Here is a 17,011-nt window from a genome sequence, read left to right on the forward strand (position 1 = left end):
GCGTCTTCAGCAGATGCTCAGGCGGAAGGCTACGTCGCCGCCGGTCTGTACCGCGCGGGAGTCGATGTCCGACCACTCCATGAAGCGGACGGTGAAGCGGTGGGGGCTGCCGCTGATCTCCGGAAACAGCGGGCTGCCCGGCGGCAGCGACACGCGCAGCAGGCGGCAGGCATTGTCCTTCGCGATGGTGTCCTGATACATGCCGCCCGTCGCGGTGCGCGCCTGCGGGATGGCGCTCTCGCGGATCAGCCACATCAGCTCCAGCACGGCATCGCAGACCGGGCGGATCACCTTCAGCCAGCTCTCGAGGTTCTCCATGCGCCGTTCCCAGGGCTGGCGCAGCCAGTGGCTGTAATCGGGCAGGTCGAACTCGCAGGTGCCGCCGGGAATGGCACTGCGGTGCTTGATAGAACTCAGGAACTCACATTCCTTCAGCGGCTGCAGGAAGTGCGGGCCGGTGTGGCTGACCTCGCCGCGGGCCTGCTCCAGGTTGCCCAGCAGCGTGCGCAGACGCCCCATGTCCACCCCGGGCTGGCTGCGGTAGCCCTCCAGCGTCGCCAGCTGGCGCTCCAGCTCCTTCATCACCTCGCTGCGGACGTCGCCGCGGGTGAGGATGGAAGTGATCTCCAGCAGGCTCGAGATGGCGGCGCGGGTGCCCCAGTCGGACTCGGTCTCGCAGTGGTATAGCGTCTGCTGGTAGAGGAACTCCAGCCGCAGGAATGTCCGCATGCGCTCGCTCAGCGGCTGCTCGTACTCCACGGGCGCCGTGGCGGTTTCGGGTGCGGTATCTTCTCTGGCAGCTTGCGGCATCCCGCTATTCTGCGTCAGCGGACGCGGCCAGAGCAAATGTCCTGTCAGGACAGGCTATTGTGCGACGACAGTGCCGCCTCTGATGTCGCCTATGGTGTCGCCGAATCGCGACGGTCAGTCTTCGTCCTCGCGGGCCGCTCGCGCCAGAGCCAGGTAGCGGTTGTGCAGGTGCTCCACCTGGCGCCGGGTGTCTTCCAGCGAGCCGGTGTTGTCCACCACATCGTCGGCCGCATCCAGCCGCGTCTCCCGGTCGGTCTGGGAACGCATCATTGCATCGGCGGTCTCGGCCGACTCGCCGTCCCGCTCCATCAGCCGCTGGCGCTGCACCTCCGGCGGGCAGTCCACGACCAGCACCCGGTCCACCAGTGCGCCGAAACCCGATTCCACCAGCAACGGCACCACGATGACCTGATACGGGCCGCCGGCGTTGTGCATGCGCCGCAGCGTCTCGTCCCGGATGCGCGGATGGGTGATCGCCTCCAGGCGCTGGCGGACACCGTCCTCGGCGAAGACGCGCTCGCGCAGCGCGCGGCGGTCCAGGCTGCCGTCGGCGTCCAGTACGTCCTCGCCGAACTCTTCGACGATCTCGGCCAGCGCCGGGCGGCCCGGCTGCACCACTTCCCGGGCGATGCGGTCCGTGTCGATGACCGGTGCGCCCAGCTTCGCGAACATGTCGGAGACGGCCGTCTTGCCGCTGGCGATGCCGCCGGTCAGGCCGATGTGCAGAATGTCGTCTGCGGCCGGATGTCGGGTCATGCTCTGTTCAGCCCTGCCACATACCGAGGTAGGCGTCGATGATCTCGCGCCCATACAGTAGCGCGATCCAGCCCGCGGCCGCCAGATAGGGACCGAAGGGAATCGGCACGTCCCGGCCGCGGCGGGTGAAGACCATGAGCGCGATACCGACTACCGCGCCGACGGCGGCGGAGAGCAGGATGATCAGCGGCAGCATCTGCCAGCCGAGCCAGGCGCCGAGCGCGGCCAGCAGCTTGAAGTCGCCGTAGCCCATCCCCTCCTTGCCGGTCGCGAGGCGGAACAGGTGATACACGGACCACAGTGAGAGGTAGCCGGCGGCGGCGCCGATGATCGCTTCGCGCGGCGTCTGGAACAGCACCGTGGCGTCGGCCGTGTCGTGCCACAGTGACAGGAGCAGGCCCAGCCAGAGGAGCGGCAGGGTCAGTGAGTCCGGCAGCAACTGGTGGTCGATGTCGATCACGGCCAGGGCGATCAGCGTCCAGGTGAAGGCGAGCGCCGCGACAGCCTCCGGCGTGACACCGAATCGCCAGGCGACCAGCACCGAGGCCAGGGCGGTGAAGGCTTCGACGACGGGGTAGCGCACGCCGATGGACGCCGAGCATCCGGCGCAGCGGCCGCGCAGCAGCACGTAGCTCAGGATGGGGATGTTCTGCCAGGCGCGGACCGCGGCGCCGCATTGCGGACAGCGGGAGCGGGGCACCACGAGGTTGAACGGTTCGGCGGGCCCCTCTTCCCGGCCTTCCACTGCGGCGGCCTGGGCGCGCCACTCGCGTTCCATCATCACCGGCAGGCGCAGGATCACCACGTTCAGGAAGCTGCCGATCAGCAGGCTCAGCAGGCCGACGACGGTCAGCCAGACCGCCGGCATGCTGCTGAGGAGTTCCACCAGGCTCATCGGGATGCTCCGGCGGGCCCGGTCGGCGATTCAGTGCGCGCGAGTGCGGTGATCCGGCGCGTCAGACCACCGATCCCATCTTGAAGATGGGCAGGTACATGGCGACCACGAGCCCGCCGACCAGCACGCCGAGGATGGCCATGATCAGCGGTTCCAGCAGGCTGCTCATGCTGTCCACTGCGGCGTCCACGTCTTCCTCGTAGAAGTCAGCGACCTTGGCCGACATGGAGTCGAGCTGACCGGATTCCTCGCCGACGGCGATCATCTGGATGACCATGTTCGGGAAGAGGTCCGTGTTCTCCATGGATTGCTGGAGGCGCTGGCCGGTGGCGACCTCGTCGCGCATGCGCATCACGCCTTCCTCGTAGACGATGTTGCCGCAGGCGCCGGATACGGATTCCAGCGCCTCGACCAAAGGCACGCCGGCGCTGAACATCGTGGACAGCGTGCGGGCGTAACGGGCGATGGCGGACTTCTCGAGGATCGGCCCGATGACCGGCAGCTTCAGACTCAGGCGGTCGAGGAAGTGACGCATCGCGCGCGATCGCTTCTTGAAATAGAGGAATGCAGCGACTGCCACTATGATGCCGATGAGCAGCAGCCAGCCCTTGGTGCGCACGAAGATCGACAGGTCCACCACCATGCGCGTGAAGCCCGGCAGGTCTGCGCCGAAACCCTTGAACAGGTCCTCGAAGGCCGGGATCACGAAGATCAGCAGGATCACCGTCACGATGATCGCGACCGCGACCACGGCTGCGGGGTAGAACAGCGCCTTCTTGATCTTCTTCTTGATCGCCTCCGTCTTCTCCTTGTAGGTGGCGATCTTGTCCAGCAGCGTCTCGAGAGCGCCCGCCTGCTCGCCGGCTTCCACCAGGTTGACGAAGAGATCGTCGAAGTAGAGCGGGTGCTTGGCCAGCGCTTCGTGCAGCGATGCACCGCCCTCGACGTCGGCCTTAATCGCGAGGATCAGCTTCTGCATGGCCTCGTTCTCGTGCCCATTGCCCACGATCTCGAAGGCCTGCACCAACGGGATGCCTGCCGCCAGCATGGTGGCGAGCTGGCGGCTGAAGATCGCGATATCTGCCGTCTGAATCTTCGAGCCGGTACTGAAAAGTTTCTGCTGCTTGCGAATGCGGCTGGGCACGACGCCCTGTCGGCGGAGTTCCGCCCGCACCGCCGCCTCACTGGCGGCCAGGGTCTTGCCCTTGATCTTGTTCCCGCGGCGGTCCGTGCCTTCCCAGTTGAACGGGGTCGTCTTGATTGCTGCTTCAGCCATGATTCCGTATCCAGACTGTTCCTGTCGTTACGTTGCGGTCGAGTTCGTCACTCGACCGTCACTCGGTTGATCTCTTCCAGTCCCGTCAGACCGTTGATGACCTTCTGCAGGCCGGCACGGCGCAGGTCCCAGACGCCTTCCTTGGTGGCCTGCTCGGCGATCATCATGGCGTTGCCTTCGTCCATGATGATACGGCCGATCGTCTCGGTGACCTCCATGACCTGGAAGATGCCGAGGCGACCCTTGTAGCCGTCCGTACACTGGTTGCAGCCCACGGGACCGAAGATCGTGATGCCCTTTGCTACCTCTTCCTCGGTGAAGCCTTCCTTCAGCAGTGCGGCATCGGGGATGTCCTTCTGCTCCTTGCAGTTGTCACAAAGGCGCCGCGCGAGGCGCTGGGCGATGATCAGGCTCACGGAGGAGGCGATGGCGTAGGGCTTCACGCCCATGTCTACAAGCCGGGTCAGCGTCTTCGGCGCGTCATTGGTATGCAGGGTGGAGAGCACAAGGTGGCCCGTCTGGGCCGCCTTGATCGCGATCTCCGCGGTCTCGAGGTCACGAATCTCACCCACCATGATCACGTCGGGATCCTGGCGGAGGAAGGCTTTCAGCGCCGAGGCGAAAGTCAGACCCACCTTCGGATTGACGTTCACCTGATTGATGCCCGGCAGGTTGATCTCCGCAGGATCCTCCGCAGTGGAGATGTTCCGATCCTCGGTGTTGAGGATGTTGAGTCCCGTGTAGAGCGAGACCGTCTTACCGCTACCGGTCGGGCCCGTCACCAGGATCATCCCGTAGGGCTTGTTCAGGTGCTTGAGGTAGAGCTCTTTCTGCTGCTGTTCGTAGCCCAGCGCATCGATGCCCAGCTTGGCGCTGGACGGATCGAGGATACGCAGGACGATCTTCTCGCCGAACAGCGTCGGGCACGTGTTCACCCGGAAGTCGATCGCCCGGTTCTTCGACAGCCGCATCTTCATGCGGCCGTCCTGGGGTACGCGGCGTTCTGCGATGTCCAGCCGGGACATGACCTTCAGCCGGGCGCAGACTTTGCCGGCCAGTCCCGCCGGCGGCTGGGCGATCTCCTTTAGCACGCCGTCCTGACGAGTCCGCACGCGGAAGTACTTCTCGTAGGGTTCGAAGTGGATGTCCGAGGCGCCCCGCTTGATCGCGTCCAGCAGTACCTTGTTGACGAAGCGGACGACCGGGGCGTCTTCGATCTCGTCCCGGCTGATATCGTCCTGTTCGTCCTCGATACCGCTGGAGACCTCTAGGTTGTCGAGATCGTCGAAGTCCTCATCGTCGAACGCCGTCATCCGCGTGTCGACGGCTTCCAGCGCCTTGGCGACCCGCTCCTCCAGCTTGTCCTGCTCGACGACCACCGGGTCGACCCGCAGACCGGTCTGGAACTTGATCTCGTCGATGGCCTGCAGATCGGTCGGGTCTGCGACACCGAGGAAGAGGCGCTTGCCACGCAGGATGAGCGGGATCACCCGGTGTTTGTTAAGGAGTTTCTGGTCGACGGAACGGACCGTATCCAGATCCACGTCGATGGCGTCCAGGTCCAGGAGTGGGACCCCGAATTCGTGGGCTGCCGCGATGGCTATTGCACGAGCATCAGCCAGATTGGAAGTGACCAGGTGGGCAACGAGGGAAATCTTGGCATTGCGAGCGTCTTCGGAGGCCTGGCTCACCACGTCTTCGGAGACAATACCGTCCTGCACCAGCCTACGCGGCAGGCCGGACAAAGTAGTCTGTGAGGCGGTTACGGCCATGGGCTGCGCCGATGCTCCCTAAATTACGCTCGACCCGGAGCACCATAGTCTCACCCATCTGCCGGGGGTGATCAACTTGGTTTTGTGCGCGTCGTCACAAATAAGGAACGGGCTCTGTGAAATTCTGCTCCCGTACCCGCAAATCACCGAGAAAACAGTAAGTTCTGTCTGTGCCGTGTGGCATACAGAGACACTTAGCGGATTGCCGAAGGGCGTCAGCGGCAATTGGTGGGGAGGTAACGGGCGGGTACAGTAGTGTCGCCGATGAAAGCCGGGTTACCGGCTTGCGTGCCCATCGGGGCAGTACCATCGGGTGGATTTGCATCGGCACAGATCCAGATAACGCCCAGATTACCGGTTTCATACGGCGTTAAGAATAGGGAGGCGCCCCCGATCGCAGCATTAGCCCTATTACCGTACCGGATCTCGACTGTGCCGTTACGTACGTCGACGGCCGTAACGTAGTTACTAGCGGTATCCGTGGCATTCGCGGACATGCCAGCGGCCAGGCGATTCGAGGGTGGCGTACCATTATTGACGAAAGCATCGACGATCGGGGTCTTGGCATTCGCCGCGAGATTCAATCCGTCCGCCACTTGCGCCCGGATCGTATACGTCTGGTACGAGGAGACGGCAATTGCCGCTAGAATGCCGATGATCGCAACGACTATCATTAGCTCGATCAACGTAAAGCCGTGCTGTGATCTGTTCATTCTTGCCCTACCAGCCTACATCTATTCCGCAATTATGTAGATTTGGCTAACCGATGCAAAAAGGCCCCCGTTGAGGGGGCCTTTCGCCATGCAAGTATCTAGTTCATGGACGGCAAGAAGACGGCAGATATTTCGCGGGGATATCTGTGCTCGAACCGCCAGTGCCGAGTGCAGTGCCTGCCGGAGAAGTGACGCCAGTTATGCCCCAACCACAAACCCACGTAATTGAATCATCAACGGTGGTGAAGGGACGGATCACTAGCGTAGTACCGTCGGGGGAAGCGGCGTCCGTGTTAATCTTCGCGTTAGCATCATTGCCGTATACGATGACGATATCGCCACCTTCCACGTTGACTGACGCGACATACTTGCCTTGGGTGTCGACCGCGTTTTCGCTCATGCCAGCTACTGTGCGGTTTGCTGGGGCCTCGCCGGTATTCAAAAACGATTCGGCCACAGCCGCCTTCGCAGCCGCCGCGAGGTTCAGGCCCTCGGAGACCTGCGAACGGATGGTGTAGTCCTGATAAGCCGGAATAGCGATCGCGGCGAGGATGCCGATGATCGCAACCACGATCATGAGTTCGATAAGGGTAAAACCTTGCTGCACTTTCTTCATTTCTTTCTCCCTTGAAAGAGATAGCCAGAATATTTCCTGTGACGGTGTCCCGTCGGCGCGACGATAGATGCAAAATCGAGGCCAACCCCTGATAGGAAGACCTAAGCACTTGATAATCTTTGATTATCGTTGAGGGTGGTACTCAATTTGGGGAGTCGGATACGGTCTGCCGATACTGAGCCTTGTCAGATCCTGACAAAATTTGTCACTAAACTGTTGCCTTCGCCGCAACGCTCCGTAGCCGTTGCAGCGGCGGTCTTGTTTAGTGGCGGCGTAGTCCACGCAAATGGTCAAGGCCTGGTTCTGCTTTCCATCACGGTGGCCATACCGTTGGCGTTGCTCTTAATCACAGCCGCCGTTCCTCTTCCCGAGATAACTTCTTGTCGCTGTTACGTTCTTCCACCTTGCGGTAGCTATCTTCCTTGGTGTTTTATGGGATAAATCGACGCCTGCCAGAATTGCGAGCATCGCGATCATCTGTGCGATTGTCGCGGGCAATGCCTATCAGCTCCACGCTCTTCTGGACTCGGGCGGCGGACGCTACACTGCTGCAGTCGAGCGGCTATTCGAGTCGACGGATAGCGGCAGTTCACCGTGGCAAGCGACCAGGGTTTTCGTAACAAGGTCCTATTGGACTTCTATGCTGGTTAACGTCCAGATAGCAAACGTCTCATATATCTCGATCAAGACTCACTCATGCGCACATCCGCTGATCTTTTCTAGACCAGGAACTAGACCCTGCGGCAGAAGCCCCACATCTGTATCACTGAATGATCGGTCATATGACCTGATCGAGTCTTTTCCGTACTCGGGATACCCGGGTTGGCAATGGTGGTTGTACGAGCGCCGCCCCTAGTTCCACTTCTCGATGCGGCCGGTTGAGCGGGCCTTATTCGGCACGAGTTGGAAGAGTCTCGCGTAGCCTAGATCACGCCGATCCTCTAGACGAATCTCGTCGAGGAGCTCGAATCCCTTGGGCGGCTCACTAAAGGCAAGCTCCAGGAAGAGCGGTGGATTGGCCGAGGCAATTTCCTCTAACGTCGTTGCCCTTCCGACGCCGTCGTCTTTCGTATAAACATATTCCAGCCGGCTGAATACGTATTTGATCGGGAGCTCATGATCAAGCAATTGCGCGGGTCTGAGCCGCATGAGCTGCCTGGCCTGACTCAGCTTTTGCCCATGCTGGGCGGTCAACAGGAAGTTGTTCACAATGACGCTGCAGTCGGTATGAAAGCGGATGTAGTGACCGTCGTTGCTATCCGCTAGAACTACTCCGGGGTCCTGCTGGCAGGCTTTAGACAACGTGTTATAAATCTTTCTTGTGTTGGCGTAATGAGGATCAAGGCCGACAGCGTGTCGCGCAAACAGTTGCTCCGTCAGCGGTATCGCGAATGCGATGAAGACGCCGGTGATGACGACAGCGGCGGCCAGTCCTCGTCGCAGCGGCAAGCGCGCCAAAATCGGACTGAGCAGTACTGCGGGACCCGCGCTAAAGGCCGCCGCTGCGAACGGATGAAAGCGAAACTGCAGCAGTGCCAGCGATAATCCGAAGACACAAGAAACCGCGAAATAGATTTCGGCGGGGCTGCGGCCTCGCAGGCTGCGAAAGAGGAATGCGAGCAGGAGGACCGGAGCTGCCAACAGCACAAGGCCGTAGAGCCCGAGTGTGCGAATTAGTCCATTTTCGCGTATCAACATGCTGAACGGGCTTCGGACCTCCTCGATGCGCTCCAGTCCGATCGTCTGCCCTGCCATGAAACCCTTTGCGGCCATTAACGTAGGCACCAGAGGAGCGACGAAAAGCAAGACGACGCCGGCAAGCCATATGAGCCGTCGAACGGTGTATGTATAGGCGCTGAAGAGGCAGGTGACGAGGCATGTCCCCGCGGCTGCATAAAGGTGAAACCAGGACAGGGTGGTGAAGTTGAATTGCCCGCGGTGGACAGGCTCCGATACCGAGAGAATGGCAGCGGTCGCTAACACCAAGCTCGTGGCCAGGGATTTCTGGCTTCGGACCGGGATAGACCCTCCTTTGACCCACCATATAAATAATGCTGCAACCAGCGGCATCTGCAGTATGAACAGGCTGGCATGAAAGGCCGGCGCCGTGCCGAGAGCGACTCCGAGTATCGTCGCGGAGGCTCGATTCTCTGGTTCGTTGAGGAATCTAACACCCAGCCAGGCCGCGAGCAGGGTGAAGGTCATCTCGATGAAGTGATGATCGATGATGCCCTGGCCGTGCAGGAGCTGGGTCAGTGGCGAGAGCGCGAGCGCCAATACGGCGGCCACGCGCCATTCGACCGCCAGTCCGAGTTCCCGCGTGAGGAGAGTCAGCAAGCCGACATTGACGATGACCCAGAAGACCGGGACATTCGCGACGAACTTCATAGGGTCCAGGGCTGGCTCGAGCAGCAGGGCCAGTTGCAGCGCTTTCGCGATCAGGTAGTCATACGCCCAGGGCCACGTAAGCAGACTCCCCTCGGGTGCATGAATCATTTCGTCGAACTGATAAAAGCCCCGTTCGCCGATGGCGGCATCGAGGATTCGCCTGGCGTGGTAGAAGGAATCATTGCCGACGGGGATGTACTCGCCGTCCACGAACGCGGCGATGTGGAACTGCAGCGCTAGGAAAACGGCGATTGCGCTACACACGGCCCATATCAGAAGGCGAGGAATCCGCTGCGTCACGTCCGTGCCCCGCTGCCCAGGTCGTAGGTCCAGTACCTGGAGCCGACATAGTTGACGATCAATCCGATCGCCGAGCCGAAACAGGCGGCGACCACTGCATTGATTACCGTTGCGTCGTCCCTGCTAACCAGCCACCAGTACGCCGCCATATTCAGCGCGAAAGCGCTGGTTTGGATCGTTACGTGGCGCGCGTATTCTCCTGCCGGCTTCAGCTTGCCTGACGTGCGGAACACGAACAGCCGATTGAGAATCCACGTCGCAGTGATTGCCACGGGAGCCGAGACGCAGCGTGCGAGGATCGGGTCTGCACCCAGGGTCGTCAGTCCGGAGAGAATCGAGATGTCTACTCCGAAGCCAACAGCCCCAACAAGCAGAAACTTTGCGTCTCGCTGCATCATTCCCCGGTTGGCCGAGACGCGGCTTCAACCACTGCCGGTAGCCGGAGATACGACAGGCGTTTCATCTCTCTCCGCCCGCGGGTGACCGTGTCGAGTATCAGTCCGGAACCGAGGCAGACCACGGCCACCAGCATAATGCCTGTCGAGAGAACGGCAGTGGGGAGCCGCTCCACCAGTCCCGTGCGGAGAAATTCCTGGATGACCGGGACCGCCAGTGCCACTGACAGGCCGGCCAGCAGGGCGGCGAGTCCCGAGAAGAACGCGAGCGGGCGTTCCTCCTTGACGAGTATCAGGATTGTGCGAAGGATGCGGATACCGTCGCGGTAGGTGCTGAGCTTGCTGGCAGAGCCCTTGGCACGTTCCCGATACTCGGTCTCGAGCTCAGCCTGGGGCATACCGAGTTCGAAGGCATGCACGGTCAGCTCGGTCTCGATCTCGAAGCCCCCGCTCAGCATAGGGAAGGACTTTACGAAACGTCGCGACATGACACGGTAGCCGGAAAGCATGTCCGTCGCCCTGCGGCCGAAGGCCAGCGAAACCAGTCCGGTCAGAACGCGATTACCCAACTTGTGTCCCTGCCGATACGAGGCAGCGGAGACCGCCTGCCGCGTGCCGGTGACGAGGTCGAGCTTCTGATGAATCATCATGTCGATCATCTCGCCCGCCCGGCTCAGGTCGTAAGTGCCATCACCGTCCACAAGCACATAGATATCCGCCTCTGTATCGGCGAACAGCCGGCGCACGGCGTGGCCTTTTCCGGCCTGGGTTTCGGACAGGACCCGGGCACCAGCTTGCGATGCGATCGTCCGGGTGTCATCCGTGGAGTCGTTGTCACATACCCAGATTTCGGCCGATGGCATCGACTCGCGGGCCTGGGCCACGACCTTCCCGATTGCCGCGGCCTCGTTGCGGCAGGGGATCAGAACGGCGATCTGGAGTCGGTCCATATCCGTCTCTCTCGGATGGCGGCTGACGACTTCCGCACGTCGGCGGGTCAGGAGCGACCGAGAGTATACTCAACATTGAACATAAAACTGTGAGCTGGTCCATCAACCGCGAATTCCGGCGGAGGCGTCAAGGCTTACCGGGCTCGCGGAGGCTGGCATGGAGATTCGATGAAGCGTGAAACCTCGAACCGTATCCGCTTTGTGCTGGAGGAGTTGGTGCCCCCGATCCTTCGGGACAGCGCCTTCATGCGCTGGCTGTTCGAGCGCTACTGGGGCGCGAAAGTCGCCGAGCTCGAGCATTTTCGCAGACGCATCCATCGGCTGACGGAAGCGGACTACGAAGCCGTCTATGTGAATCTGCCGCGGCTGCATCTGGATACCGATAATTCCCGTGCGTGTCTCGAGCGCATCACTGCGGAGCTTCTGCCGGGACGTATCGTCGATATCGGTTGTGGTGCCGGCGGACTACTTCGTCACCTGATCGATAACGTGCCGGCTGACGCGTATCAGCACACGGGAGTCGATATTGTCGTTCCCGGCGATCTGGAGCGGGTTTTGCCCGGCGTTACGCTCGTCGAGGGGGCTGTCGAGCGCCTGCCTTTCGAGGACCGTTCCTTCGACACGGTGATCTGTACCCATGTGCTGGAACATGTTGTCGATATCCGCACGGCCGTTGCCGAGTTGCGGCGCATCTGCCGGCGGAGACTGATCATCGTCGTGCCGAAAGAACGGGAGTATCGATTTACGTTCAATCCACATCTGCACTTTTTCCCGTACGAGCACAGCTTCCTGCGCCAGATCATGCCAGTGCCGGAGAACGCGATCTGCGAGCGTGTCGGCCGCGACTTCTTCTATCGGGAAGACAGGGAAGGCTGATCGGCGATTGAGCGCCGAAATCCCGCCTCTGCCTGCCCCATCAATCGATATTCAGCTTCTTGATCCGATACCTGAGCTGCCGGAAGGTCAGCCCCAGCAGCTTCGCCGCCGCCGTCTTGTTGTAACGGGTCTTCTCCAGCGCCTCCACAATGGCCTGGCGCTCAACGTCCTCTAGCTGGTCGCCCAGCGCTTCGGCGCGCGCTGCCGCCGCTGCCGCCGCCCCCTCTTTCGACGACGCCACGGCCGGGCGCAGCTGCAGATCGCCGCTGTCGATGATGCCGTTCGGCGACAGGGTCACCGCCCGCTCCAGGATGTTCTCCAGTTCGCGAACGTTGCCCGGGAAGGCGTAGCCGCACAGGGCTTCCAGGGCGCCGGGCGTCAGCTGCGCCGGCTCGCCGCCGGACTCCCGGGCGAAGCGGGCGAGGATGGCCTCGGCCAGCAGCGGGATGTCCTCGGTGCGCTCACGCAGGGGCGGGACGCGCAGCTCGATGACGTTGATGCGGTAGAAGAGGTCCTCGCGGAATTCGCCGCCGGCGACCATGGCTGCCAGGTCCCGGTGGGTGGCGCTGAGGATCCGCACGTCCACCGCCACCTCCCGCGGCGCGCCGACGGGCCGGATGGTCTTCTCCTGGATGAAGCGCAGCAGTTTCACCTGCATGGCCAGCGGGAGATCGGCGATCTCGTCCAGGAAGAGGGTGCCGCCGTCGGCCGTCTCGATGAGCCCCTTCTTGTCCGTCACGGCGCCGGTGAAGCTGCCTTTCTTGTGGCCGAAGAACTCGCTCTCCATGAGTTCGGCCGGGATGGCGCCGCAGTTCACCGGCACGAAGGGACCGTCCTTGCGCGGCCCGGACTCGTGGATCATGCGGGCGACCAGTTCCTTGCCGGTGCCGGACTCGCCGCAGATGTGCACGGGCGCCTGGCTGCGCGAGACCCGCGCGATCATGTCCCGGACCCGGTCGATGGCGGCGGAGCGGCCGAGCAGCTCCCGGGCGGTGTCGCCGCCGGCGGCGCCCAGCCGGATGGCGGCCCCGACGATATTGCGGAGATCCTTGACGTCCAGGGGCTTGGAGACGAAGTCGAAGGCGCCGAGCTTCAGCGCCTGCACGGCGGTCTCCACGCTGCCGTGGGCCGTGATCATGGCCACCGGCACGCCCGGCGTGTGGCTCTGCATCCATTCCACCAGCTCGAGTCCGTCGCCGTCTGGCAGCCGCATGTCGGTGAGGCAGAGGTCGAAGTCGCCGCCACGGAGCTTCTGCTTGGCCGAGGCGACGTCGCCTGCCGTCTCGGTGGCGATGTCCATGCGGTTCAGGGTCATCGCGAGCAGTTCGCAGATGTCCGGCTCGTCGTCGACCACCAGTGCCTGTACGTCTGTCGTCATGTCAGCTCTGCCAGCGGTTCGGGTCCGCGAACACGATGCGGAATACGCTGCCTCCGCCATCGCGCGGCCGGTACGAGAGCGTGGCCCGGTTCAGTTCACATAATTCCCGCGAAATATACAGACCGAGCCCTGTCCCTCCCTGTCGCGCAGTGAAGAAGGGCTCGAAGATCTTATCGATGGTGCCGGTCTCCACACCGTGACCCCGGTCAAGAACTTCCAGATAGGGGCGGTCGCCCGGTTCCACGCGGCCGGTGCGCAGTATCACCTCGATGCCGCCGGTCTCGCTGGCGTATTTCACCGCATTGTCGCAGAGATTCCAGAGCACCTGGCGGAGGTGGCTGCGGTCCATGCGCACCTCCAGGTCGTCGCCGGGCTCGACGGTGAGCTCGCCCTCGTTGAGCTGCAGCGTCTTGGCGAACTCCTGCGTGAAGTCCTCGAGCCACGGGCCCAGCGCGAAGCGCTCGGGCTGGCTGGTGTCGCGGCGGGAGAGCTGGAGGATGTTGTCGATGATGTGGCTGACCCGGTCGGAGTGGGAGAGGATGATCTCGATCAGCCGTTTCTCCTCCTCCGAGATGGCCGGCGACTCCTGCAGCAGTTGCCCCGCGTGGCTCATGGCGCCCACCGGGTTGCGAATCTCGTGCGCGATGCTGGCGGAGAGGCGGCCCAGCGAGGCGAGCTTCGATTGCTGCACCCGCTCGGCGAGCAGGCTCGCGTCCTCCAGGAACACCAGCACCGGTCCGCGGCCCTTGCCGGTGCGGCCGAAAGGAGCGAGGTGCACGAGGATGGGTGTGCCGCCTTCGGGGTCGGTCATGGTGAACTCAGGCGGCGGGCCCTCCCGGTCCACCATGCGCCAGGCGCGCACGTGGCGGTCGAGTTCCGGCGAGAGCATCGCGAGCTTCATGCCGGGCGAGAAGTTATCTGCACGCAGCAGGTGCGCGGCGGACTCGTTGATGAGCCGCACCCGGTCGTCGGCGTCGATCACCACGATGCTCTCGCGCAGGTGCTGGACGATGTAGTTGTTGAGCTCGGCCATGTTGGCGAGGTCCACGCCCCGCTGGTGGGCGAGTTCCTCGCTCTCCTGGATGCGCCGCGCCAGCGGCCGCGCCGCCAGCGCCACGATGAAGATCACGGCGCCGAGGATGCCGGCCGCCGGGTAGCCGTCGGCGAACGCGGCGCCGCGCAACACCGAGATCATCTGGCTGAACAGGATGCCGATGGCAGCCACGGCGGCGAAAAACAGGGACAGCCGGCCGGGCATCACCAGGCTGCCGCCGCCGACGAAGACGATGAGCAGACCGCCGAGGCCGCTGGAGACGCCGCCGCTGGCGTACATCAGCAGCAGGATCGCGATCACGTCGATGGAGATCTGGGCGTAGATCTGCAGGCCGGCCACCGTGCGGCGCAGCCCCATCAGCGTGAACGCCGCCACCATCAGGTAGGCGGCGGCAGTGCCGGCGAACAGTGCCGGTTGCTCGGCGCCCACCAGTCGGGGGTCGGTGTCGACGAAGAAGGCCAGCAGCGAGGCAGCGGCGATGAACAGGCGGAAGGCGGCGAGCGTGCCGAGCACTCGCCGGCCCAGTTCCGACGTGGCGCCGGCGGCCGCCTCCGGCACCGGATTCCCTTGGGTGTCTGCCGCGTTTTCTGCCATATCGGGTCGGGCCTGAAGGCCCTCCTACATGTCTGTTGGGGCCGAATTGTAGTGGAACCCGCCTTCTGACGGGGCTTTGCCAATCCTCGACCTTTGCCCCACAATACGCACCTCTTCCGCGGGCGGCCGCGAACCAGAACGCAGAAACCGGCCCGCGTCTCCCAACTGACAGTCCGGACGAACGATGAATCTGCACGAATATCAGGCCAAACGGCTGTTCGCCGATTACGGCATCCCCGTGCCCGAGGGCCGGCCCGCGGAGACGGCCGACGCCGCCGTGGCGGCCGCCCAAGAGCTCGGCGGCGATCTCTGGGTGGTGAAGGCCCAGGTCCATGCGGGCGGGCGCGGCAAGGCGGGGGGCGTGAAGCTCTGCCGCAGCGCCGATGAGGTACGCGAGGCCGCCGAGGGCATGCTCGGCACGCAACTCGTCACCCACCAGTCCGGCCCCGAGGGGCTGCCGGTCAACGTGGTCTACGTGGAATCCGGCTCGGCGATCGAGCGCGAACTCTATCTCAGCATGCTGGTGGACCGGGAGGCCAAGCGCGTTGCCATTATCGCCTCCGCCGCGGGCGGCATGGATATCGAGGAGGTGGCGGAGAAGACGCCGGAGCAGATCTTCTCGGTCGCGGTCTCGCCTGCCGCCGGCCTGCAGCCCTACCAGATCCGCCGGCTCGGTTTCGGGCTCGGCCTCGACAAGGGCCAGCTGAAGCAGTTCGGCATTCTGCTGAACAAGCTCTACGCCCTGTTCGAGGACAAGGACGCGAGCCTGCTCGAGATCAACCCGCTGATCGTCACGGGCGACGGCGACATCGTCGCGCTGGACGCCAAGATCAACATCGAGGAAAACGCGCTGTTCCGCCAGCAGTCGCTCGAGGAGATGCGTGACGCGTCCCAGGAAGACGACACCGAGCGCGAGGCCCGGGAGCACGATCTCAACTACGTCTCCCTGGGCGGCGACATCGCCTGCATGGTGAACGGGGCAGGCCTCGCCATGGCCACCATGGACCTGATCAAACTGCACGGCGGCGAGCCGGCCAACTTCCTGGACGTGGGCGGCGGCGCCACCGCCGAGCGCGTGGCCGAGGCCTTCAAGCTGATCCTCTCCAACGAGAGCGTGAAAGCCATCCTGGTGAACATCTTCGGTGGCATCGTGCGCTGCGATCTCATCGCCGACGGCATCATCACCGCGGTGAAGGAGGTGGGCGTCGAGGTGCCCGTGGTGGCGCGCCTGGAAGGCACCAACGTCGAGCAGGGCCGCGAGAAGCTGGCCGGCAGCGGCCTGGACATCATCGCGGCATCGGATCTCACCGACGCGGCCAAGAAGGCCGTGGCGGCGGCCGGCTGACAGGAGCATCCATGAGCGTTCTAGTCGACAACAATTCCCGTATCGTCTGCCAGGGCATCACCGGCAACCAGGGGTCCTTCCACACCGAGCAGTGCATCGCCTACGGCACCAACGTGGTGGCGGGCGTCACCCCGGGCCGCGGCGGCGAGGAGCATCTGGGCGTGCCCGTGTTCAACACCATGCACGAGGCGGTGGCCGAGACCGGCGCCGACGTCAGCATGATCTATGTGCCGGCGCCCTTCGCGGCCGATGCCATCCTGGAGGCGGCGGACTCCGGCGTGGGCCTGGTGGTCTGCATCACCGAGGGCATCCCGGTGCTGGACATGGTGAAGGTGCGCGCCGCGCTGGCCGCCTACGACTGCCGGCTGATCGGGCCGAACTGCCCGGGCATCATCACGCCGGGGCAGGCGAAGATCGGCATCATGCCCGGCATGATCCACCAGGCCGGGCGCATCGGCGTCATCTCCCGCTCGGGCACGCTGACCTATGAGGCGGTCTATCAGACCACCCAGGCCGAGCTCGGCCAGTCCACCTGCATCGGCATCGGCGGCGACCCGGTACGCGGGATGGACTTCATCGACTGCCTGAAGCTGTTCGAGGCCGACGCCGAGACCGACGGCATTATCATGGTGGGCGAGATCGGCGGCACCGACGAGGAGGCCGCCGCGGCGTACATCGCGGACCACGTCTCCAAGCCGGTGGTGGCCTACATCGCCGGCGTGACGGCGCCGCCGGGCAAGCGCATGGGCCATGCCGGCGCCATTGTCGCCGGCGGCAAGGGCACGGCGGAGGCCAAGTTCGAGGCTCTTGAGGAGGCCGGCGTCACCACGGTGCGCTCGCCGGCGGATCTCGGTTCCGCCATCGCCTCGGCGCTCGGGGGCTGAGCCGCGCCG

The 17,011-nt window shown here is 63.6% G+C and carries 15 protein-coding genes; 3 read left to right on the forward strand and 12 right to left on the reverse strand.

The window, feature by feature from the left end:
* Positions 1-6: 6 nt before the first annotated feature.
* From zapD to ACJMKX_RS16195, 10 genes are all read right to left on the reverse strand, one after another.
* On the reverse strand, positions 7-810 hold the full coding sequence (gene zapD, locus ACJMKX_RS16150; RefSeq protein WP_405227730.1) for a cell division protein ZapD: 804 nt from the start codon (positions 808-810) through the stop codon (positions 7-9).
* Positions 811-924: 114 nt separating this feature from the next.
* Positions 925-1,566, reverse strand: coding sequence for a dephospho-CoA kinase (gene coaE, locus ACJMKX_RS16155; RefSeq protein WP_405227732.1), 642 nt, complete (start codon positions 1,564-1,566; stop codon positions 925-927).
* A gap of 7 nt (positions 1,567-1,573) precedes the next feature.
* Entirely contained in the window at positions 1,574-2,461 is an 888-nt protein-coding gene (locus ACJMKX_RS16160) for a prepilin peptidase (protein ID WP_405227734.1), read from the reverse strand.
* Positions 2,462-2,522: 61 nt separating this feature from the next.
* Complete coding sequence (locus ACJMKX_RS16165; protein ID WP_405227736.1) at positions 2,523-3,737, reverse strand: type II secretion system F family protein; 1,215 nt, start codon at positions 3,735-3,737, stop codon at positions 2,523-2,525.
* 47 nt (positions 3,738-3,784) lie between these two features.
* Positions 3,785-5,509, reverse strand: a complete 1,725-nt coding sequence (pilB, locus tag ACJMKX_RS16170; protein WP_405227738.1) for a type IV-A pilus assembly ATPase PilB — start codon at positions 5,507-5,509, stop codon at positions 3,785-3,787.
* Positions 5,510-5,724: 215 nt separating this feature from the next.
* Positions 5,725-6,222 (reverse strand): pilin, encoded by a 498-nt coding sequence (locus ACJMKX_RS16175; RefSeq protein WP_405227740.1) that lies wholly within the window; start codon positions 6,220-6,222, stop codon positions 5,725-5,727.
* A 103-nt stretch (positions 6,223-6,325) separates the two neighbouring features.
* A complete protein-coding gene (locus tag ACJMKX_RS16180; RefSeq protein ID WP_405227741.1) occupies positions 6,326-6,838 on the reverse strand; it encodes a pilin in 513 nt (170 codons plus the stop codon).
* A gap of 852 nt (positions 6,839-7,690) precedes the next feature.
* Positions 7,691-9,526, reverse strand: a complete 1,836-nt coding sequence (locus tag ACJMKX_RS16185; protein ID WP_405227743.1) for a hypothetical protein — start codon at positions 9,524-9,526, stop codon at positions 7,691-7,693.
* On the reverse strand, positions 9,523-9,924 hold the full coding sequence (locus ACJMKX_RS16190; protein WP_405227745.1) for a GtrA family protein: 402 nt from the start codon (positions 9,922-9,924) through the stop codon (positions 9,523-9,525). Before ACJMKX_RS16190 ends, ACJMKX_RS16185 begins: the two co-directional genes overlap by 4 nt.
* Positions 9,921-10,871, reverse strand: a complete 951-nt coding sequence (locus ACJMKX_RS16195; RefSeq protein ID WP_405227747.1) for a glycosyltransferase — start codon at positions 10,869-10,871, stop codon at positions 9,921-9,923. Before ACJMKX_RS16195 ends, ACJMKX_RS16190 begins: the two co-directional genes overlap by 4 nt.
* Before the next feature lie 168 nt (positions 10,872-11,039).
* Here ACJMKX_RS16195 and ACJMKX_RS16200 point away from each other — a divergent pair, with 168 nt between their 5' ends.
* Positions 11,040-11,747 (forward strand): class I SAM-dependent methyltransferase, encoded by a 708-nt coding sequence (locus tag ACJMKX_RS16200; RefSeq protein WP_405227749.1) that lies wholly within the window; start codon positions 11,040-11,042, stop codon positions 11,745-11,747.
* A gap of 40 nt (positions 11,748-11,787) precedes the next feature.
* On the opposite strand, the gene ACJMKX_RS16205 is transcribed toward ACJMKX_RS16200, so the two are convergent.
* Positions 11,788-13,125 (reverse strand): sigma-54-dependent transcriptional regulator, encoded by a 1,338-nt coding sequence (locus ACJMKX_RS16205; RefSeq protein ID WP_405227750.1) that lies wholly within the window; start codon positions 13,123-13,125, stop codon positions 11,788-11,790.
* A gap of 1 nt (position 13,126) precedes the next feature.
* Positions 13,127-14,773, reverse strand: coding sequence for a two-component system sensor histidine kinase NtrB (locus ACJMKX_RS16210; protein WP_405227752.1), 1,647 nt, complete (start codon positions 14,771-14,773; stop codon positions 13,127-13,129).
* Between the two features lie 184 nt (positions 14,774-14,957).
* Here ACJMKX_RS16210 and sucC point away from each other — a divergent pair, with 184 nt between their 5' ends.
* Together sucC and sucD are read left to right on the forward strand one after the other, a co-directional pair.
* Positions 14,958-16,118, forward strand: a complete 1,161-nt coding sequence (gene sucC, locus ACJMKX_RS16215; protein WP_405227754.1) for an ADP-forming succinate--CoA ligase subunit beta — start codon at positions 14,958-14,960, stop codon at positions 16,116-16,118.
* 11 nt (positions 16,119-16,129) lie between these two features.
* Positions 16,130-17,002 (forward strand): succinate--CoA ligase subunit alpha, encoded by an 873-nt coding sequence (gene sucD, locus ACJMKX_RS16220; protein WP_405227756.1) that lies wholly within the window; start codon positions 16,130-16,132, stop codon positions 17,000-17,002.
* The last annotated feature ends 9 nt before the right edge of the window (positions 17,003-17,011 follow it).

This window comes from Lentisalinibacter sediminis (assembly GCF_040706615.1).
Taxonomy (GTDB): Bacteria; Pseudomonadota; Gammaproteobacteria; order Steroidobacterales; family Woeseiaceae; genus Lentisalinibacter; species Lentisalinibacter sediminis.

Coding starts and splice junctions, on each gene's coding strand:
- zapD (WP_405227730.1), bottom strand. CDS start 810: ATGCCGCAAGCTGCCAGAGAAGATACCGCACCCGAAACCGCCACGGCG.
- coaE (WP_405227732.1), bottom strand. CDS start 1,566: ATGACCCGACATCCGGCCGCAGACGACATTCTGCACATCGGCCTGACC.
- ACJMKX_RS16160 (WP_405227734.1), bottom strand. CDS start 2,461: ATGAGCCTGGTGGAACTCCTCAGCAGCATGCCGGCGGTCTGGCTGACC.
- ACJMKX_RS16165 (WP_405227736.1), bottom strand. CDS start 3,737: ATGGCTGAAGCAGCAATCAAGACGACCCCGTTCAACTGGGAAGGCACG.
- pilB (WP_405227738.1), bottom strand. CDS start 5,509: ATGGCCGTAACCGCCTCACAGACTACTTTGTCCGGCCTGCCGCGTAGG.
- ACJMKX_RS16175 (WP_405227740.1), bottom strand. CDS start 6,222: ATGAACAGATCACAGCACGGCTTTACGTTGATCGAGCTAATGATAGTC.
- ACJMKX_RS16180 (WP_405227741.1), bottom strand. CDS start 6,838: ATGAAGAAAGTGCAGCAAGGTTTTACCCTTATCGAACTCATGATCGTG.
- ACJMKX_RS16190 (WP_405227745.1), bottom strand. CDS start 9,924: ATGATGCAGCGAGACGCAAAGTTTCTGCTTGTTGGGGCTGTTGGCTTC.
- ACJMKX_RS16195 (WP_405227747.1), bottom strand. CDS start 10,871: ATGGACCGACTCCAGATCGCCGTTCTGATCCCCTGCCGCAACGAGGCC.
- ACJMKX_RS16200 (WP_405227749.1), top strand. CDS start 11,040: ATGAAGCGTGAAACCTCGAACCGTATCCGCTTTGTGCTGGAGGAGTTG.
- ACJMKX_RS16205 (WP_405227750.1), bottom strand. CDS start 13,125: ATGACGACAGACGTACAGGCACTGGTGGTCGACGACGAGCCGGACATC.
- ACJMKX_RS16210 (WP_405227752.1), bottom strand. CDS start 14,773: ATGGCAGAAAACGCGGCAGACACCCAAGGGAATCCGGTGCCGGAGGCG.
- sucC (WP_405227754.1), top strand. CDS start 14,958: ATGAATCTGCACGAATATCAGGCCAAACGGCTGTTCGCCGATTACGGC.
- sucD (WP_405227756.1), top strand. CDS start 16,130: ATGAGCGTTCTAGTCGACAACAATTCCCGTATCGTCTGCCAGGGCATC.